Genomic DNA, 19,164 nt, shown 5'->3' with positions numbered 1-19,164 from the left:
TGTGCGGCCGCTACGATCCGCGTAACGGCCGCTACGCTGCGGGGGGTTGCATGGAGCCCGGGACCATCGGAATCCGGCTGGCCTCGGCTGCCGTAGCGCCCCTCGTCAGGAAGCTGTTCGTCAGCGAGGGCGGCGGGGCGGGCCTCGTCGACCGGCCGATCCGCATTTCGGGCCACGTGTCCTTCACGGGCGAGAAGCGCTCGCTCACCGAAGCCGATCTCGGCACGCTGGCCGCCAAACTCGTGGAACAGGCCCTGCGCACCGGCGAGCGCCCGATCGCCACCGACGAACAGCAGGCCGTCACCGACGCCCTCGCGCAGACCCTGCGGGGCCTCGGCGAGCTGACGATGACCGACCTGGACGCCGTCCGCCTCGGCTCCGCGGCCTTCGCCCGCGAGCTGCGCGCCGTGAGCGGCCGCCCCGAGCGGGAACTCGGCTCCGACGCCACGTACTTCTACGAGCGGCTCGTCGACGCGGCCTGCCTGCACATCCTGCAGTTCTTCACGCAGCGCTCGACCTTCGTGGCCCACGCCCTGGTGGAACAGACCCGCGGGATCGCCGAACTGACGGCCAAGGTCGACGAACTGATCCGCCGCGATCCGCTGCCCGGAGCCGAGGACGCCGCGTTCGAGCAGCTGTACCTCCCGTACGTGCAGAAGAAGCACGGCAAGCTGACCATCTACGGGATCGACCTCGGCAGCTCGCCCGCGCGGTGGCCGCTGGACGCGGCCTACCTGAGCCTGGAGGCGACGCCGGTGACGTGGCACCGGTGGCTGAACGACCGCGGCACGGACGCCGCTCACCTGTCCGCCGGTCAGGCCCTGGCCGGCGGCTCCCGCGTCCTCCTGCGCGGCGGTGCCCGCTCCGGACGGACCGCACTCCTGCAGTGGCTCGCCGCCGCTCCCCGGCACGCCCTGCCCGCGGATCAGGCCCTGGCCGGCGGCCACCGCGTCCTGCTGCGCGGGGAAGCCGGTTCCGGCAAGACCACCCTGGTGCAGTGGCTGGCCGTCACCGCCGCCTGCCGGAACCTCTCCCCGCAGATGGAGTACCTCTACGACCGCATCCCCTTCGTCCTGCCGCTGCGCACCCTGACCCGCCACGGCGAGCGGCTGCCCGCTCCCCGCGACTTCCTGACAGCCGTGGGCTGTCCGCTCGGGTCCTCCCAGCCCGACGGCTGGGCCCACCGCGTCCTCATGGCGGGTCGGGGTCTCGTCCTCGTCGACGGCATCGACGAGATCCCCGATGCGGAACGGGAGCGCACCCGCGGCTGGCTGCGGGATCTGATGGACACCTACGACGGCGACAACCGGTGGCTCGTGACCTCGCGCCCCTCCGCCGTGGGGGCGCAGTGGCTCGCCGACGAGGACTTCACCGAACTGACGCTGTCGGCCATGACTCCCTCGGACATCGCCACCTTCATCCAGCGGTGGTACGCCGCGGCGCGTGACGGCGGTGCGGACGACGCGGACCTGCGCACGTACGAGTCCCAGCTGCTCACCGCGGTGCGGACCAGAGCGGACCTCGGCCGCCTGGCCACCACCCCCTTGATGTGCGGGCTGATCTGCGCCCTGCACCGGGACCGGCGCGGCTACCTCCCGCACGGCCGCAAGGACCTCTACGAGGCGGCCCTCTCCATGCTGCTGGGCCGCCGCGACCGGGAACGGGACCTGGAAGGCCCGGATCTGCGGGAGGAACCCCAGCTCGACCTGTTGCAGAGGCTCGCGTACTGGCTGGCCAAGAACGGTCGCACGGCCATGGACCGTTCCCGCGCCGAGGACGTCATCGCCAGGGCGCTGCCCTCGGTCCCGGAGGCGGCCGCCCTGGGCGGAGCACCCGAGGTCTTCGAGTACCTCCTCCGGCGCACCGGACTCCTGCGGCAACCGGCGCCCGGCACGGTGGACTTCGTCCACCGCACCTTCCAGGACTTCCTCGGTGCGCGGGCCGCGGTGGAGGAGGGCGACTTCGGCATGCTCATCTCCCACGCCGACGACGACCAGTGGGAGGACGTCATCCGGATGGCGGTCGCCCTCGCCCGCCCCGCCGAGCGCGTCACGCTGCTGCGCGACCTCCTCGAGCGGGGGGACGCCTCCACCGACAAGCGCGCCCGGGCCCGGCTCCATCTGCTCGCCGCCGCTTGCCTGGAGGACACGAGCAGCATCGACCCCGGCACCCGCGCGGCCGTGGAAGAACGCACCGCCGCCCTCGTCCCGCCGTCGGACTGGACCCAGGCATGCGCCCTTGCGGAGGTCGGCCGACTGGTGCTGGGCCTCCTCCCGGGCCCCGAGGGGCTCGACCACGAGAGCGCGTACCAGGTGGTGGTCGCGGCCTCGCACGTGAAATCGGACGCCGCGATGCCCTTCCTCGCACGGTTCGCCACGCACCCCCGGCTCCGGGTCCGTTCGTATCTCCTGTGGGCATGGTCGCGCTTCGAATGCGGGACCTATGCCGAGGAGGTGATCGCGCACCTGGATCCGACCGGTCTCCTCTACATCGTCAGCTCCGATGCCCAACTGCGCGAGCTGGCCCGGCTGGACTCCCCGCCGCACCGCTTGGACGTCAGGCACCGTGTGTCCCTTGACGCACTGTCCCACTACGTGCGACGGCACGGTCTGACGGACCTCGCGCTCACGCACGACCGGGTGTCGGATCTGGACTTCCTGCGCGAACAGTCCACCCTGGAGTCCGTCGCGATCAAAGGCTGCCCGCAGCTGACGGACATCTCCGGCCTCGGCGGCCTGCCGGTCAGGAGACTGGACCTCGAGAGTGCCGCGCCGGACCTCGACCTGAGTCCGGTGGCACAGCTCGAGCAGCTGACATCCTTCAGCATCTACGGGGAGACCGGCACGCGCTGGTCCACACAGGTCCTGCCCGCCCATGCCCCCTTGCACGAGCTGGTCGTGTCCGGCGACACGACCTCTCCCCGGGGGCTCGAAGGTCTCGGCGCGTTCCCCGGGCTGACGGTGCTCGGATTCACCGAGGCGACCGGTCCTGCCTCGGAAGCCGACTGGCGGGAGGTCCGAGCGCTGAACGCGCTCGCCCACCTCAAGGTGCCCACGAGTTCCTTCGCGTCCCTCCCGGCGGACGCGAGGCTGACCTCCGTCACCGGTCTGACCCTTCTCGGAGATGAGGAAGAGGACATGCGGTCGGCGATCCTCCTACTGCCCGCAGCATTCCCCCGACTGACGCGGTTGTTCCTCCTCGACATGACCTCGAAGGGGAACCTGGACATCGCGCCGCTCGCGGAACTGCCCGAACTCCAGGCGGTCCGCATCTTCGTCGGTACCGGCACCATCAGCGGCGCGGAGCTGCTGCCGCCGTCGGTGTGGCTGCGGTACGACTGACCGGACGGCGCCCACCGGGCGCCGTCCCGCCGTCCCGCCGTCAGATCCCCGCGTTCCCGAACGCCGTCAGGATGCGGTCCGCCGCCGACGTCGGGGTCACCGTGCCCGCCCGCACCGCGGACTCCAGGCCCGGCGCGAGGTCCCGTACCGCCGGGTCCGCCCGCAGGCGTTCCAGCAGCTCGTCGCGGACCATGGACCAGGTCCACTCCACCTGCTGCGCCGCCCGCTTCGCCGCCAGCCGGCCCCCCGCGTCCAGCAGGGTCCGGTGCTGCTCCAGCCGGCTCCACACCTCGTCCAGCCCGGTCGACTCCCGCGCGCTGCACGTCAGGACCGGTGGCGTCCAGGCCGCGTCCACCGGGTGCATCAGCCGCAGCGCGCCCGACAGTTCCCGGGCCGCGGCCTTCGCGTCCCGCTCGTGCGGGCCGTCCGCCTTGTTCACCGCCAGGACGTCGGCCAGCTCCAGGACACCCTTCTTGATGCCCTGCAGCTGGTCGCCCGTACGGGCCAGGGACAGCAGCAGGAAGGAGTCGACCATCCCCGCCACCGTGGTCTCCGACTGGCCCACGCCGACCGTCTCGACGAGGACCACGTCGTAGCCCGCCGCCTCCATCACGATCATCGACTCTCGGGTGGCCTTGGCGACCCCGCCCAGCGTGCCCGCCGACGGCGACGGCCGCACGAACGCCGCCGGATCCACCGACAGCCGCTCCATCCGGGTCTTGTCACCCAGGATGGAGCCGCCCGTGCGCGTCGACGAGGGGTCCACCGCGAGGACCGCCACCCGGTGGCCCAGTCCCGTCAGCATCGTGCCGAACGCGTCGATGAAGGTGGACTTGCCCACCCCCGGCACGCCGCTGATGCCGATCCGGCGGGCCCGGCCCGCGTGCGGCAGCAGCTCCGTCAACAGGCCCTGCGCCAGCACCCGGTGAGCCGGCAGGGTGGACTCGACGAGAGTGATCGCCCGCGCGACGAACGCGCGCTTCCCGTCGAGCACCCCCTTGGCGTAGGCCTCGATGTCGATCTTCGGCACCGGCGGCCGCCTACAGCTCGTGGCCCAGGTCCGCGGCCAGCCGCGTCACCAGGTCGTGGGCCGCGTCCGGGATCACCGTGCCCGGCGGGAAGACCGCCGTCGCGCCCATCTCCAGCAGCGTCGGGACATCGGCCGGCGGGATCACCCCACCCACGACGATCATGATGTCCTCGCGGCCCTCCTCCGCCAGCTGCTCGCGCAGCGCCGGTACGAGGGTCAGGTGGCCGGCCGCCAGCGACGACACGCCCACCACGTGGACGTCCGCCTCGACGGCCTGGCGGGCCACCTCCGCCGGGGTCTGGAAGAGCGGGCCGACGTCCACGTCGAAGCCCAGGTCGGCGAAGGCGGTCGCGATCACCTTCTGGCCGCGGTCGTGCCCGTCCTGGCCCATCTTGGCGACCAGGATGCGCGGACGGCGGCCCTCCGCCTCCTCGAACCGGTCGACGAGCGCACGGGTGCGCTCCACGGACGGGGACTCGCCTGCCTCGGTGCGGTACACACCCGAGATCGTACGGATCTGGCTCGCGTGCCGCCCGTACACCTTCTCCAGTGCGTCCGAGATCTCACCGACGGTGGCCTTGGCGCGCGCCGCGTCCACCGCCAGGGCCAGCAGGTTGCCGTCGCCGCGCTCGGCCGCGTTCGTCAGCGCCCGCAGGGTGTCCTGCGTGACCGCCTCGTCGCGCTCCTCGCGCAGCCGCCGCAGCTTGGCGATCTGCTGCGAGCGCACCGAGGAGTTGTCGACCTTCAGGACGTCGATCGCCTCGTCGTTCTCCACGCGGTACTTGTTGACGCCGATCACCGGCTGCCGGCCCGAGTCGATGCGGGCCTGGGTCCGGGCCGCGGCCTCCTCCACGCGCAGCTTCGGGATGCCCGCGTCGATGGCCTGCGCCATGCCGCCGGCCGCCTCGACCTCCTCGATGTGCTGCCAGGCCCGCCGGGCCAGGTCGTACGTCAGCTTCTCGACGTACGCACTGCCGCCCCACGGGTCGATCGACCGGCACGTCCCCGACTCCTGCTGCAGCAGCAGCTGGGTGTTGCGGGCGATGCGCGCCGAGAAGTCCGTCGGCAGCGCGAGGGCCTCGTCCAGGGCGTTGGTGTGCAGCGACTGGGTGTGGCCCTGGGTCGCCGCCATCGCCTCGATACAGGTGCGCGTCACGTTGTTGAAGACGTCCTGCGCGGTCAGCGACCAGCCCGAGGTCTGCGAATGCGTGCGCAGCGAAAGCGACTTGGCGTTCTTCGGGTCGAACTGCTTGACCAGGCGCGCCCACAGCAGGCGCGCGGCGCGCAGCTTCGCGACCTCCATGAAGAAGTTCATGCCGATCGCCCAGAAGAACGACAGCCGCGGCGCGAACGCGTCCACGTCCAGCCCGACGGCCTGCCCCGCCCGCAGGTACTCCACACCGTCGGCGAGGGTGTACGCCAGCTCCAGGTCGGCCGTGGCCCCGGCCTCCTGGATGTGGTAGCCGGAGATGGAGATCGAGTTGTACCGCGGCATCTTCTGCGAGGTGAACGCGAAGATGTCGGAGATGATCCGCATCGAGGGCTTGGGCGGGTAGATGTAGGTGTTGCGGACCATGAACTCCTTGAGGATGTCGTTCTGGATGGTCCCGGCGAGCTTGTCGGGGGAGACGCCCTGCTCCTCCGCCGCCACGATGTAGAGCGCGAGGACCGGCAGCACCGCGCCGTTCATCGTCATCGACACCGACATCTTGTCCAGCGGGATCCCGTCGAACAGCTGGCGCATGTCGTAGATCGAGTCGATCGCCACGCCCGCCATGCCGACGTCGCCCGTCACCCGGGGGTGGTCGCTGTCGTAGCCGCGGTGCGTCGGCAGGTCGAAGGCCACCGACAGGCCCTTCTGGCCGGACGCCAGGTTGCGCCGGTAGAAGGCGTTCGACTCCTCGGCCGTGGAGAAGCCGGCGTACTGCCGGATCGTCCAGGGCTGGTTGACGTACATCGTCGGGTACGGGCCGCGCAGGTACGGGGCCACGCCCGGGTACGTCCGCAGGAAGTCCAGGCCCTCCAGGTCACGCCCGGTGTACAGCGGCTTGACGCCGATGCCCTCGGGCGTCTCCCACAGCAGGTCGGCTGCCGCGGTGCCGGTGGACTCCTTCACCGCGGAGCGCCACTGCTCCTCGGAGACCCCTGCGACGGCGGTGGGGTCGAGCGCCAGCTCGGAGAAATCGGGGATGCTCATGCGGGCACTCCCATCCGGTCGAGTACGGAGGACAGCACGGCGACGGCGTCACAGCCGGCGAAGACGTACTCGTCCACGGAAGCCTCAGCGGTGCCCGGCCTGCCGGCGAGGAAGACGGTCGTGGCGCCCGCCGCGCGCAGCGCCTCGGACACCGCCGCGGCCTGCTCCTCGTACAGCGCGTCGCTGGAGCAGAGCACGGCCATGCCGTCCGCCCCGCTCGCGGCGTACGCCTCGGCGGCCGTCGCCGGGTCCACCGACACCGGATCGTGCACGGGTTCGATGCCGCCCGCCTGGAACAGGTTCGAGGCGAAGGTGGCGCGCGCGGTGTGCGCGGCCGCCGGGCCCAGCGCGGCGAGGAAGATCCTCGGCCGGGCGCCGGTCGCCGCCAGGTGCGCGTCACTGCGGGCGCGCAGGGCCTCGTACGCCTCGTCGCGCCGCACGCGCGGCAGCCCGCCATTGGGTCCGGCCGGCGCGGGCTCGCGGACGACCGGCTTCTCCGAGAGCAGCGGGAACTCGCTGACGCCGGTGATGGGTTCGCGGCGCCTGGCCAGCTTCTTGGAGCGCGCGGCCCAGGTGGCGGCGAGCCGCTCGGCGACCAGGCCGGAGCGCAGGGCGGCGGCCTGGCCGCCGGCCTTCTCCACGGTCTGGAAGAACTCCCAGGCGGCGTGGGCGAGTTCGTCGGTCAGGCGCTCCACGTAGTAGGAGCCGCCGGCCGGGTCGATCACCCGGGCCAGGTGCGACTCCTCCAGCAGGATGGTGGAGGTGTTGCGGGAGATCCGGCGCGCGAAGGCGTCCGGCAGACCCAGCTCGTTGTCGAAGGGGAGCACGGTCACCGCGTCCGCGCCGCCCACACCCGCGGCCATGCAGGCCACGGTGGTGCGCAGCATGTTCACCCAGGGATCGCGGCGGGTCATCATCACCGGCGAGGTCACCGCGTGCTGGAGCTGGGCACCCGCCTCCGGGGCCCCCGAGGCCTCGGCGATACGGGCCCACAGCCGGCGCGCGGCGCGCAGCTTGGCGATGGTCAGGAACTGGTCCGCGGTGGCGGCGTAGCGGAACTCCAGCTGTCCGAGCGCCTCTTCGGTGCTCAGCCCGGCCTCGGTGAGGGCGCGCAGGTAGGCGACACCGGTGGCCAGGGACAGGCCCAGCTCCTCGGCGGCGCTGCCGCCGGCCTCGTGGTACGGCAGCGCGTCCACGGTCAGGGCGCGCACCCCGGGCCAGTTGGCCGCGGCCTCCCGGGCCAGCTCCACGGCGCCGGCCGTGTCCAGTGCCTCACCCGTGCGGGCCTCGTGGCCCAGCGGGTCGGCGCCCAGCGAGGCCCGAGCGGCCTCGGGGGCCACCGCGCTCCCGGTGAACAGGCGCAGCAACGCGCGCGCGGCCTCCGCGTAGTCGGCTCCGGCGTCCAGGGTGATGGGGGCGAGGTCCAGGTAGACCCCGTCCAGCGCCCGGGCGAGGCCCTCGACCGGGAGACCGCCTTGGCCCACGGTGAGCCAGAGGGAGGTGACCCCGTTCTCCAGATCGGCGAGGGCCGCCTCGTTCACGCGTACCGGATCTGTGCCCGCGAGGCGCTGGCGCACGTCCCAGCCGTTCGCGGTGGTGCCTTCCGGCCTGCCCCCGCGGACGAACGGGGCGAAGCCGGGGAAACCGGTGTCGGGAGCCGCCCCGTCGGGCGGCGCGGTGTACAGCGGGCGCGTGGTGAGCCCGTCCTCGATTGGGGTGGACAACGCGTCTTCTGCGGCCTCGCCGGAGACTTCCTTGCCCGACTTGCGCAGTACGCCTTCTACAAGGCGCTGCCACTGCTCATGCGTCGCGTCAGGGAACTCGGCGGCCAGGGAGAGCCCGTCGTCAGGCAGGACCGTCATGGCTCGAATGTAGGGGAGCGCGCTCAGGTGGCACCATACCGGTGGGTGTGATCTCGCCCTCTCGGGCCATGCCGAAGGGGTCCTGGAACACCCGGCTGAGCAGCACGGTTGCCGCCGCCTCCGGGAGTACGGCAGGACCCGCGTGCGGTACCACGATCCGCTCCGGATCGTCGCAGACGTGCGAGAGCTCCATCGCGGCGGCCCGGATCTCCTGCAGATATCCCTCGTCGAGGACGCTCGCCAGCTCGGTCACGACCATGACCGCCGGATTGAAGACATCCAACAGAAGAGCCGCCGCGCGGCCCACCGCGCGGGCGCGCTCGCGCAGCAGCCGGTCGGCGCGCGGATCGCCGGTGGCGGCCGCGTCCACCAGCAGGTTCACGGACGGGTCCGGCACGATGCCCCGGCGCACGGCCTCGGCGCCCAGCGCGGTGTCGGACGCCGTCGCCTCCAGGCAGCCGGTACGCCCGCACGCGCACGGGGCCTGCGAGCGCGGCACCGGCAGATGGGCCACGTCGCCGGCCGCCGCGCCCGGACCCTGGTGCACGGTCCCCTCGATGCCGAAGGCGGCGTCGACGACCCGGCCGATGAACAGATGCACCAGGCTCCGGCGGGCCTCGGGCCGACCGAAGAGGATCTCGGCCCGCGCGACGGCCCGCGCGTGGTTGTCGATCCACACCGGCAGCCCGAGCGCGGCCGACAGCTCGGCGGCGAGCGGCTTGCGGCTCCAGCCCAGCGCGGGGTGCCGTACGACGGTCCCCTCGTCCGGGCCGACCCATCCGCCCAGGGCCGCGCCGACCCCGAGGAGCGGCCGCCCGGAGTCGTACGCGCCGAGGAAGCGGCGCAGTTCGGAGGCGATCGCGGCGGACAGCCCGTCCGGCGGGAGCCCCTTGTGCGGGAAGGCCCGCCGGGCGAGCAGCTGCCCCCGGAGGTCGACGAGGCTGAAGGTCGAATGCGGCACCCCGATGTGCAGCCCGGCGGCGACCGGCCCGCCGACGGCCCCGGTGTGCAGGTCCAGCGGGATCCGCGGCCGCCCCACCCCGCCGCCGGGCCCGGGCAGCTCGCGCAGCAGCCCGCCGCGGAGCAGCCCGGTGGTCTGCCGGGACACGGCTGCGGGACTCAGCCCGCACAGCGGGGCGATCGCGCTGCGCGCGACCGGGCCGTGGTCGAGCACCGTCCGCAGCACGGTGGCGGCATTGGCTGCGGCGCGGCTGTCACCGGCCATACGCGTCACGCGGTCTCCTCGGGGGGAAGGGGTGTCCCCCGATCATGCCGGGTCCCCTGCCGGGGCCGGGGGCGTCCTGGCTGTCGCCGCCGGATCGCGCCGGACGGGCACGGCAGTCCGGCACGGTCCGTCGCGAGGCCGGACGGCCGGGCCCGGTGGGTTCGCAACGCACGGCCCGGGCGAGGTGGCTCCGGGATCCGGCCTGATCGGCAGGGGCGGCCGAGGGGCGTGGCCGCACCGGAGCCGCGGCGGGGCGTACCCGCGCTTCGCGACCACGCGGCCGGGACCTCCGGGCACGCCCAGGGCCCGGGCTCCGCGGGCGGGGAGCAGGGGCGGATCCCGGCGAACGCGTGGCGGCCGCATTGCGGGGCCATGAAATCCGGCCACGCTTTTCGGCCGCCGGGGTGGGTCTGCTGACGGGTCGACGGGTGGGGGAAAGAGCAGGTCGTAGGCGGTGTGCGGGGTGGACGCGGGGGCAGGCGAGGGGTGCGGTCGGCGGCCGCGGCCGGGGGTTGACCCCCGGCGGGGCCGCTGACACGCTCCGGGACATGTCCGCGAACGCACTCCTCGCCCCGCGGCTCCGCACCACCGGCCTCTGTACCGAGCCGGGCGCGTGTCCGGGCCGCTGTCCGGCCCTCGGCCGCGCCTGACGCCGCCGAGCCGGCGCCCCGCCTGACCGGCCCGCCCGGTCCCGGCCCGCGTCGGCGCCCCTCCGGGGCCGCCTCGTAGCGTCCCTCCGGGCCGCGCCCGCCCGACCCCGCTCCCGTGCACCACCGGGACGCCCCGTGCCGGGGCCCGGCCGGGGCCGCCCGAGGGACCTCCGCGGCCTCGGGCGGCCGGCTCCGGAGCACCTCGCACCCGCACCACCGTGCACCCGTACTCGTACTCGTACTCGTCAACGCACCGTATGCGTCACCGCACCCGTACCGCTCGGCGCAGCGCAGCGCCCGGTCACTCCGTAACGCCATTTCTTCCGCTGCGGAAATAACCCCTGCAGTCCCGACCAAGGAGTCCTCATGGCCACTGCCACCACCTCCACCACCGTCACCAGGATCGGCGGCCGCATCGGTGCCGAGATCGGCGGCGTCAAGCTCGGCGGCGACCTGCCCGACGGCACCGTCGCCGAGATCCGGGCCGCCCTCCTCGCCCACAAGGTCGTCTTCTTCCGCGGCCAGGACCACCTCGACGAGGCCGGTCACGAGGCCTTCGCCCAGCTGCTCGGCGCGCCCGTCGCGCACCCCACCGTCCCCTCCGCGGACGGCCGTTACGCCCTCGGCATCGACTCCCACCACGGCGCCCGCGCCAACCAGTGGCACACCGACGTCACCTTCGTCCCCGCCTACCCCGCCTTCTCCATCCTCCGCGCCGTCACCATCCCCCCGTACGGCGGCAACACCCTCTGGGCCAACACGGCCACCGCCTACAGCAACCTCCCCGAGCCGCTCCGCGCCCTCGCCGACAGCCTGCGCGCCGTCCACTCCAACGAGTACGACTACGCCGCGCTCAAGCCCGACGCCCTGCCCGAGGCGCTGGCCCAGTACCGCGAGGTGTTCACCTCCACCAAGTTCCTCACCGAGCACCCGGTGGTCCGCGTCCACCCCGAGACCGGCGAACGCACCCTGCTCCTCGGCAACTTCGTCCAGCGGATCAACGGCCTCACCGGCCGTGACTCCCGCGCCCTCCAGGACCTCTTCCAGGCGCACATCGAGAGTCCCGAGAACACCGTCCGCTGGCAGTGGCGGGCCGGGGACGTCGCGATCTGGGACAACCGCGCCACCCAGCACTACGGCGTGGACGACTCCGACGACCACGAGCGCACCCTGCGCCGCGTCACCGTCGACGGCGACGTCCCGGTCGGCCCCGACGGCGAGCCCTCCCGCCTGATCAGCCCGGAAGCCGTCCCGGACCCCTCCTTCGGCATCGCCTCCGGCGCCTCCACGTCCACGTCCACGTCCGCCACCACGTCCGCCGGTTCCGCCGCCGCCTCCGCCTGACGCCATCCAAGGAGCGCCCCCGTGCCCAACCTGCTCGCCATCACCGGCAGCCCCTCCGCCCAGTCCCGTACCGCCGTCGTCGCCGATCACGTACTGCGTCGCCTGTCCCACTCCGGCTTCGAGACCGCGCACCTGTCCGTGCGCGAGCTCCCCGCGGCAGACCTCCTCGCCGCCCGCCGCGGCGAGCCCGAGATCCGCCGGGCGCTCGAAGCCGTCGCCGAGGCCGACGGCCTGGTCATCGCGACCCCGGTCTACAAGGCCTCCTACACCGGACTGCTCAAGGCCTTCCTCGACCTGCTCCCGCAGGACGGCCTCGACGGCAAGACGGTCCTGCCGCTCGCCACCGGCGGCAGCCTCGCCCACGTCCTGACCATCGACTACGCCCTGCGCCCCGTGCTCGCCGCCCTCGGCGCCCGGCACGTCACCGCCGGCCGGTTCGTCCTGGACTCCTCCGTCGAGCGCGGAGCGGGCCCCGACCGGCTGCGGCCCGAGGCCGAACTGGACCTCTACCAAGCCGTCGACGAGTTCGCCGCGGCCCTCCGCTCCGCGCCCGCCACCGCCGTCACCGCCGCCCTCACCGCCACCCCGTAACGCCGCCGCCACCACGCGACCCGCACCGACAAGGAACCGTCATGCCCGCAGCCTTCACCTCGACCACCACCTCCCGACGCCAGTTCCTCGCCCTGCTCGGCATCTCGGCGGCCGCGGTGAGCTGCGGCACGGCCACCGCGCGCAGCGGCGGTTCCGGCGCCCAGGTCAAGACCCTGAAGTACCAGGGCTCGGTCGGCGCCGTCACGCTCCCCGAACTCGCCGCCGACCTCGGATACCTGGGCGACCTCAAGCTGGAGTGGGTCGGCAACACCATCAGCGGCCCGCAGGACATCCAGTCCGCCGCCACCGGCCAGACCCACTTCGGCGGCGCCTTCAACGGCGCGATCGTCAAGCTCGCCTCCAGCAAGGCCCCCATCAAGGCCGTCATCTCCTACTACGGCGTCGACGAGTACGCGTACAGCGGCTACTACGTCCTGGAGGACAGCCCGATCCGCTCCGCCCGCGACCTCCTCGGCAAGAAGGTCGGCATGAACACCCTGGGCGCGCACTCCCAGGCCGTCCTCGACATCTACCTGAGCCGAAACGGCCTCGCCAAGGCCGACTCGTCCAAGGTCGAGTCCCTCGTCGTGCCGCCCGTCAACACCGACCAGGTGCTGCGCCAGAAGCAGATCGACGTGGGCGTGCTGGGCGGGATCCTGCGCGACAAGGCCGTGGCGGGCGGCGGGATCAGACCGCTGTTCAGCGACTTCGACCTGCTCGGCAAGTTCAGCGCCGGCTCCTACATCATGACCGAGCGGTTCATCAAGGAGAACCCGGACACCGTACGGACCTTCGTGACGGGCGTGGCCAAGGCCATCGAGTGGGCCCGCACCACCCCGCGCGAGGAGGTCATCGCGCGGCAGACCGAGATCGTCAAGAAGCGCGGCCGCAACGAGGACACCGCCACCCTCCAGTACTGGCGCTCGTACGGCGTCGCCGAGACGGGCGGCCGGATCGAGGACAAGGAGTTCCAGCTCTGGCTCGACTGGCTCGGCGAGCGCGGCGAGATCAAGCAGGGACAGCTCAAGCCCGCCGACCTCTACACCAACGAGTTCAACGGCTTCGGGAAGGGCTGACCCGGCATGGCGAAGATCGTGTTCGAGGAAGTGACCAAGACCTTCCCCACCAAGGACAAGAAGAACAAGGAGCAGTTCACCGCACTCGACGGCATCGACCTGGAGATCGAGGCGGGGGAGTTCGTGGTGGTCGTGGGCCCCAGCGGCTGCGGCAAGTCCACCCTCCTGGACCTGCTCGGCGGGCTGACCCGGCCGTCGTCCGGGCGGATCCTGCTCGACGGGAAGCCGATCACCGGGCCGGGCCTGGACCGGGGCATCGTCTTCCAGCAGTACGCCCTGCTGCCCTGGCGGACGGCGCTCGGCAACGTGGAATTCGGCCTGGAGGCGACCGGCGTCCCGCGCCGCGAACGGGGGGCGAGGGCACGGGAGTTCCTGGACCTCGTCGGACTCACCGGCTTCGAGGACCGGCATCCGCACGAACTCTCCGGCGGCATGCGCCAGCGCGTCGCCATCGCCCGCTCGCTGGCGTACGACCCGGACGTGCTGCTCATGGACGAGCCGTTCGCCGCGCTCGACGCGCAGACCCGCGAGTCGCTCCAGGACGAGCTGCGGCGCATCTGGCAGCGCACCGGCAAGACCGTCGTGTTCATCACGCACGGCATCGAGGAGGCGGTCTACCTCGGCCAGAAGGTGGCCGTCATGACCTCCCGCCCGGGCCGCGTCAAGGAGATCGTCCCGGTCTCCTTCGGCGACCGCGGCGCCGGTTTCCAGGGTGAGGACCTGCGTTCCAGCCCCGAGTTCGCCCGCTATCGCCACGAGATCTGGACCCTGCTCCACGACGAGGTGGCCCGTGCTCAGCAACTGGAGAAGGAGGAGGCCACCGTATGACCACGAACATCACCACCCCCGCCACCGATGCCCCGGCCGGGCAGGAGGCGGTACGGGAGGACACGGAGCAGCCCGAGGCTCCCGCATCCACCGACCGGGAGTCCCGCCGGACGCGGCCGGGTGTCCCGGCGCTGCTGGCACGCCGCCTGCGCAGCGCCGGCCGGCCGACCACGGCAACGGCATCCCCCCGCCCGGCGGCCCCGCCGGCTCCGGCGGCCCCGGAGGCCGCTGCGGTCCCTGAGGTCCCTGCGGTCGTAGAGGCTTCTGCGGCTCCGGCGGCCCCTGCGGCTCCGGCGGCCCCTGCGGTCCCGGAGGCCCCTGCGGGCCTGGCGGTCCCGGAGGGGCCTGCGGCCCCTGCGGCCCTGGCGGCCCCTGCCGCCCCTGCGGCCCCGGAGGTCCACGCGGCCCCTGCGGGCCTGGCGGCCCCTGCGGCCCCGGAGGTCCCCGCGGCTCCGGCGACTCCTGAGGCCCCCGCGGCTCCGGCGGTCCCGGAGGTCCCCGCGGCTCCGGCGGCTCCTGAGGTCCCCGCGGTTGTGGAGGCTTCTGCGACTCCGGCGACTCCAGTGGCCCCTGCAGTTCCGGAGGGCCCCGCGGATCCCGCAGTCCCGGAGGCCTCCCCGGCTCCCGAAACTTCAGCGCCCTCCGGGACCCCGGCGGCTCCGGCGGTCCCGGACGCTCCCGTCACCGGACCTGAGGCCGCCCCGGCAGCCAGGGCCGGCGCCGGCCGGAGCACCGGCACCGGGCACGCCCCGTCCCCCGTCCGGAAGGCCGCCGCGGCGCTGGGCCGCCGGCTGCGCGCCGCCGCCCTCCGCTCGGCGGCCCTCGTCGCCCTGCTCGCCCTGTGGGAGACCGCCCCCCGCCTCGGCCTGGTCGACGCCACCTTCCTGCCGCCGGTCAGCGAGGTCGCCAAGGCCTGGTGGGACCTCCTGGGCAACGGCCAGCTCGGCCAGCACACCCGGGCCAGCCTCGCCCGCTCCTTCGGCGGCTTCGGCATCGCCGTCGTCATCGCGGTCCCGCTCGGCCTGCTCATCGGCTGGTACCGGCCGGTCGCCGCACTGCTGGGCCCGCTGCTGGAGGTGTTCCGCAACACCGCCGCACTGGCCCTGCTGCCCGTCTTCGTCCTGCTCCTCGGCATCGGCGAGACCTCGAAGGTCTCGATCGTCGTCTACGCCTGCCTCTGGCCGGTCCTGCTGAACACCATCAGTGCGGTGGGCAACGCCGACCCCACCCTGGTCAGACTGGCCCGCTCGATGGACCTGTCCACCCCGAGGCTCTTCCAGAAGGTGATCCTGCCGTCCTCCGTACCGGCCATCTTCACCGGCATCCGGCTGGCCGGCGCGGTCTCCATCCTCGTCCTGGTGGCCGCCGAGATGATCGGCGCCAAGGCGGGCCTCGGCTACCTGATCAACGCCTCGCAGTACAACTTCGCGATCCCGCAGATGTACGCCGGCATCATCACCATCTCCGCCGTCGGCGTGGCCTTCAACCAGCTGCTGGTCACGATCGAACGCCGCCTGAGCACCTGGCGCGTCCCCGCCTGACGCCCGCCCCGCCCCGTCCCGCCGCCAGCCGCCTGCCCCGCCGCCCGCTCCCGCCGCCCGCTCCCGCCGCCCCGCGCCGTCCGGGCCGCCCCCGCACGCAACGCCACCGAACACAGGGAACAGCCATGACCGCGAACCGCACCCTCCACCTCAACGCCTTCCTGATGAACGCCGGCCATCACGACGCCGCCTGGCGCCACCCCGACAGCCGGCCCGAGCTGATCACCGACCTGCGCTACTTCCAGGACCTGGCCCGCACCGCCGAACGCGGACTGCTCGACTCCATCTTCTTCGCCGACGGGGTCGCCCTCTGGGGCAAGGCCCGCCACAACGCCCTCGGCGGATTCGAGCCGCTCACCCTGCTCTCCGCCATCGCCGCCGTCACCGAGCACATCGGGCTCATCGCCACCGTCTCCACGACCTTCAACGAGCCCTACAACCTGGCCCGCAAGTTCGCCTCCCTCGACCACATCAGCGGCGGCCGGGCCGGCTGGAACATCGTCACCTCCGGCACCGTCGACGAGGCCCGCAACTTCAACCGCGACGAGCACCTGGAGCACCACCTCCGCTACGAGCGCGCCCGCGAGTTCCTCGACGTCGCCACCAAGCTCTGGGACAGCTGGGAGGACGACGCGATCGTCCTCGACAAGGAGCGCGGCATCTACGCCGACACCGACAAGCTGCACCCCGCCGCCCACCGCGGCGAGCACTTCGGCGTCGCCGGACCGCTCAACGTCCCGCGCTCCCCCCAGGGCTACCCGCTGCTCGTGCAGGCCGGATCCTCGGAGGACGGCAAGGAGTTCGCGGCCCAGTACGCCGAGGCCGTCTTCACCGCCCAGCAGACCCTCGCCGACGGCCAGACCTTCTACAAGGACCTCAAGTCCCGCCTCGCCAAGTACGGCCGCGCCGAGAGCGACCTCCTCGTCCTGCCCGGCATCGCCCCCGTCATCGGATCCACCGAGGCCGAGGCGAAGGCCCTGGAGCAGCAGCTCACCGACCTCCAGGTGCCGGAGTACGGCCTCGCCCAGCTCTCCGGGATGCTGAACGTGGACCTCACAGGCCTGCCGCTGGACGGTCCGCTACCGGACCTGCCCGAGGAGCGGGACATCAACGGCAACAAGAGCCGCTTCACCCTCGTCGCAGAGCTCGCCCGCCGCGACGGCCTGACCCTGCGCGAGCTGATCGCCCGCCTCGGCGCAGGCCGCGGTCACCGCGTCTTCGCCGGCACCCCCGAGCAGATCGCCGACCAGCTCCAGGAGTGGTTCACGCAGGGCGCCGCCGACGGCTTCAACATCATGGCGCCGGTCCTGCCCACCGGTCTGACCGCCTTCGTCGATCACGTCGTGCCGATCCTCCAGCGGCGCGGGCTCTTCCGCACCGAGTACACCGGCGCCACCCTCCGCGAGAACTACGGCCTCGCCCGGCCGGTCAACCGGCACACCCGGGAGGGCGTATGACCGAGTACGCCACCGACGTCCTCGTCGTCGGCGGCGGACCGGCCGCCACCTGGGCCGCCCTCAAGGCCGCCGAGGCGGGGGCCCGGGTCGTCCTCGCCGACAAGGGCTACTGCGGAACGAGCGGCGCCACGGCCGCCGGCGGCACCGGCGTCTGGTACGTCCCGCCCGAGCCCGCCGCCCGGGAGGCCGCCATGGCCTCCCGGGAGGGCCTCGGCGGGTACCTGGCCGACCGCCGCTGGATGGCCCGGGTCCTCGACGAGACCTACGACCGGATGAACGAGCTGGCCACGCACGGCCGTTACCCGTTCCCCACCGGCTCCGACGGGCAGCCGCTCCGGGGCGGCCTGCAGGGCCCCGAGTACATGCGGCGGATGCGCATCCGGATCCGCCGGGCCGGGGTCCGCGTCCTCGACCACAGCCCGGTCACCGAGCTGCTCACCGACGCCGACGGGGCCGTCGCGGGCGCCGCCGGCTACCGCCGTCAGCTGCACGAGTCCTACCGGGTCCGGGCCGGCGCCGTGGTCCTCGCCACCGGCGGCTGCGCCTTCCTCAGCGGAGCCCTCGGAACCAACACCAACACCGGCGACGGCGCGCTCTTCGCCGCCGAGGCCGGGGCGGAGCTCTCCGGCATGGAGTTCTCCAACGCCTACGGGATCGCCCCCGAGGGCACCTCCGTCACCAAGACCGCCTTCTACTCCTTCGCCACCTTCTACCAGGAGGACGGCAGCGTCCTGGAGGGCGCGGCCAGCCAGGGCGGCCGCTCCGTGATCGCCCGCGAACTCCTCACCGGCGCCAAGGTGTACGCGCGCCTCGACCGCGCCGACGAAGGAGCCCGGGCCGCGATGCGCCTCGCGCAGCCCAACTTCTTCCTCACCTTCGACCGGCTCGGCATCGACCCCTTCACCGACCGGTTCGCCGTCACCCTGCTCGCCGAGGGCACGGTCCGCGGCACCGGCGGCATCCGGATCACCGGCGACGACTGCGCCACCGGCGTCCCCGGGCTGTACGCCGCCGGGGACGCGGCCACCCGCGAGGAGATCTGCGGAGGCTTCACCGGAGGCGGCAGCCACAACGCCGCCTGGGCCATCTCCTCGGGCAGCTGGGCGGGCCGGGGCGCCGCCGGACACGCCCTGTCCCTCGGCCCCGGCCGGGCCGCCGGCCGCACCCTCACCGGCGCCGGCGGTGCGGGCCTGCGCCCGACGGGGAGGGCGGCCGCCGGACCGGAACACCGCGAGGCAGTGGCGCTCGTACAGCAGGAGGTGCTCCCCTACGACAAGAACTACCTCCGGCACGGCGACGTCCTGACGGCTTCCCTGCGCACCCTCGACACGGCGTGGTCCCAGCTGCGCGCGGGCCTGCACGGCGAGGGGGCCGACCTGGTCAGGGCCCGGCAGGCGGCCGCGATGACCGCGCACGCCCGGTGGATGTACGCGGCGGCCCTCGCCCGGTCCGAGACCCGGGGGATGGCCAAGCGCCTCGACCACCCGGACCAGGACCCGGCCCAGCACCACCGGATCCTGGCCGGCGGCCTGGACCGGGTGTGGACCAGGCCCGCGGCGAAGGCGGTGGTGACGGCGTGATCGAACTGGTGTCGGCGGAGCGCTGCATCACCTGCGACAAGTGTGTGGAGGTGTGCCCGACGGATGTCTTCGAACGGGGGCCCGAGGGGATTCCGCTGCTCGCACGGCAGGAGGACTGCCAGACCTGCTTCCTGTGCGAGGCGAACTGCCCGGTGGACGCGCTGTTCGTGGCCCCGCTGACCCACCCCCTTCCGGAGGATCCGGCCGTACGGGACGAAGCGGGGCTGGTGAGCCGCGGGCTGCTCGGCAGCTACCGGCGCCACATCGGCTGGGGCGAAGGGCGGACGCCCGGATCGCTGCGGGCGATCGGGCCGCCGCTGGGCCGGTCCGCGACGCCGATCACGTCCTGAGCGGGTGCGCGCCGCCGGAGCCCCGTGCTCCGTCGGCGCGCACGTGTGCCGCGGGGCCGTTCGGACGGTCTGCCGCGTCAGAAGGCCAGAAG

At 73.3% G+C, this 19,164-nt stretch carries 13 protein-coding genes; 9 read left to right on the top strand and 4 right to left on the bottom strand.

Annotated features, from left to right (window positions below):
• The first annotated feature begins 50 nt into the window (after nt 1-50).
• Nucleotides 51-3,341 (top strand): NACHT domain-containing protein, encoded by a 3,291-nt coding sequence (locus KO717_RS08825; RefSeq protein WP_301365670.1) that lies wholly within the window; start codon nt 51-53, stop codon nt 3,339-3,341.
• A gap of 40 nt (nt 3,342-3,381) precedes the next feature.
• Here KO717_RS08825 and meaB read toward each other — a convergent pair whose 3' ends face one another.
• From meaB to KO717_RS08805, 4 genes are read right to left on the bottom strand one after another with little or no spacing between them, the layout of a single operon-like run.
• Nucleotides 3,382-4,371 carry a methylmalonyl Co-A mutase-associated GTPase MeaB gene (gene meaB, locus KO717_RS08820; protein ID WP_301365669.1) on the bottom strand — a complete coding sequence of 330 codons (990 nt, stop codon included), beginning with the start codon at nt 4,369-4,371 and terminating at the stop codon, nt 3,382-3,384.
• Nucleotides 4,372-4,381: 10 nt separating this feature from the next.
• A complete protein-coding gene (scpA, locus tag KO717_RS08815; RefSeq protein ID WP_301365667.1) occupies nt 4,382-6,568 on the bottom strand; it encodes a methylmalonyl-CoA mutase in 2,187 nt (728 codons plus the stop codon).
• Nucleotides 6,565-8,430, bottom strand: a complete 1,866-nt coding sequence (locus KO717_RS08810; protein WP_301365666.1) for a methylmalonyl-CoA mutase family protein — start codon at nt 8,428-8,430, stop codon at nt 6,565-6,567. The genes scpA and KO717_RS08810 overlap by 4 nt, the downstream gene beginning before the upstream one ends.
• Nucleotides 8,414-9,655, bottom strand: a complete 1,242-nt coding sequence (locus tag KO717_RS08805) for an ROK family protein (RefSeq protein ID WP_301374432.1) — start codon at nt 9,653-9,655, stop codon at nt 8,414-8,416. Before KO717_RS08805 ends, KO717_RS08810 begins: the two co-directional genes overlap by 17 nt.
• 1,016 nt (nt 9,656-10,671) lie before the next feature.
• Here KO717_RS08805 and KO717_RS08800 point away from each other — a divergent pair.
• The 8 genes from KO717_RS08800 to KO717_RS08765 all read left to right on the top strand — a co-directional run bounded on the left by KO717_RS08800 (nt 10,672) and on the right by KO717_RS08765 (nt 19,072).
• The gene (locus KO717_RS08800; RefSeq protein WP_301365664.1) at nt 10,672-11,649 is read left to right on the top strand and encodes a TauD/TfdA dioxygenase family protein; all 978 of its coding nucleotides are present in this window, start codon (nt 10,672-10,674) and stop codon (nt 11,647-11,649) included.
• A 21-nt stretch (nt 11,650-11,670) separates the two neighbouring features.
• Entirely contained in the window at nt 11,671-12,240 is a 570-nt protein-coding gene (gene ssuE, locus KO717_RS08795; protein ID WP_301365662.1) for an NADPH-dependent FMN reductase, read from the top strand.
• A 41-nt stretch (nt 12,241-12,281) separates the two neighbouring features.
• Nucleotides 12,282-13,316, top strand: coding sequence for an ABC transporter substrate-binding protein (locus KO717_RS08790; RefSeq protein WP_301365661.1), 1,035 nt, complete (start codon nt 12,282-12,284; stop codon nt 13,314-13,316).
• A 6-nt stretch (nt 13,317-13,322) separates the two neighbouring features.
• Complete coding sequence (locus KO717_RS08785; protein ID WP_301365660.1) at nt 13,323-14,144, top strand: ABC transporter ATP-binding protein; 822 nt, start codon at nt 13,323-13,325, stop codon at nt 14,142-14,144.
• Nucleotides 14,141-15,685 carry an ABC transporter permease gene (locus KO717_RS37470; protein WP_437184484.1) on the top strand — a complete coding sequence of 515 codons (1,545 nt, stop codon included), beginning with the start codon at nt 14,141-14,143 and terminating at the stop codon, nt 15,683-15,685. Before KO717_RS08785 ends, KO717_RS37470 begins: the two co-directional genes overlap by 4 nt.
• Nucleotides 15,686-15,810: 125 nt before the next feature.
• Nucleotides 15,811-17,142, top strand: a complete 1,332-nt coding sequence (locus KO717_RS08775; protein ID WP_301365658.1) for an LLM class flavin-dependent oxidoreductase — start codon at nt 15,811-15,813, stop codon at nt 17,140-17,142.
• The gene (locus KO717_RS08770) at nt 17,139-18,722 is read left to right on the top strand and encodes an FAD-dependent oxidoreductase (RefSeq protein WP_301365656.1); all 1,584 of its coding nucleotides are present in this window, start codon (nt 17,139-17,141) and stop codon (nt 18,720-18,722) included. The genes KO717_RS08775 and KO717_RS08770 overlap by 4 nt, the downstream gene beginning before the upstream one ends.
• On the top strand, nt 18,719-19,072 hold the full coding sequence (locus KO717_RS08765; protein ID WP_301365654.1) for a 4Fe-4S dicluster domain-containing protein: 354 nt from the start codon (nt 18,719-18,721) through the stop codon (nt 19,070-19,072). Before KO717_RS08770 ends, KO717_RS08765 begins: the two co-directional genes overlap by 4 nt.
• Nucleotides 19,073-19,164 lie beyond the last annotated feature (92 nt).

This window comes from Streptomyces xanthophaeus (genome assembly GCF_030440515.1).
GTDB lineage: Bacteria > Actinomycetota > Actinomycetes > Streptomycetales > Streptomycetaceae > Streptomyces > Streptomyces kutzneri.
This window is presented reverse-complemented; position numbering and strand designations above follow the sequence as displayed.

Excerpts from the sequence above, each read along its gene's own strand:
- KO717_RS08825 (WP_301365670.1), top strand. The coding sequence starts at position 51 with ATGGAGCCCGGGACCATCGGAATCCGGCTGGCCTCGGCTGCCGTAGCG.
- scpA (WP_301365667.1), bottom strand. The coding sequence starts at position 6,568 with ATGAGCATCCCCGATTTCTCCGAGCTGGCGCTCGACCCCACCGCCGTC.
- KO717_RS08810 (WP_301365666.1), bottom strand. The coding sequence starts at position 8,430 with ATGACGGTCCTGCCTGACGACGGGCTCTCCCTGGCCGCCGAGTTCCCT.
- KO717_RS08805 (WP_301374432.1), bottom strand. The coding sequence starts at position 9,655 with ATGGCCGGTGACAGCCGCGCCGCAGCCAATGCCGCCACCGTGCTGCGG.
- KO717_RS08800 (WP_301365664.1), top strand. The coding sequence starts at position 10,672 with ATGGCCACTGCCACCACCTCCACCACCGTCACCAGGATCGGCGGCCGC.
- KO717_RS08790 (WP_301365661.1), top strand. The coding sequence starts at position 12,282 with ATGCCCGCAGCCTTCACCTCGACCACCACCTCCCGACGCCAGTTCCTC.
- KO717_RS08785 (WP_301365660.1), top strand. The coding sequence starts at position 13,323 with ATGGCGAAGATCGTGTTCGAGGAAGTGACCAAGACCTTCCCCACCAAG.
- KO717_RS37470 (WP_437184484.1), top strand. The coding sequence starts at position 14,141 with ATGACCACGAACATCACCACCCCCGCCACCGATGCCCCGGCCGGGCAG.
- KO717_RS08775 (WP_301365658.1), top strand. The coding sequence starts at position 15,811 with ATGACCGCGAACCGCACCCTCCACCTCAACGCCTTCCTGATGAACGCC.
- KO717_RS08770 (WP_301365656.1), top strand. The coding sequence starts at position 17,139 with ATGACCGAGTACGCCACCGACGTCCTCGTCGTCGGCGGCGGACCGGCC.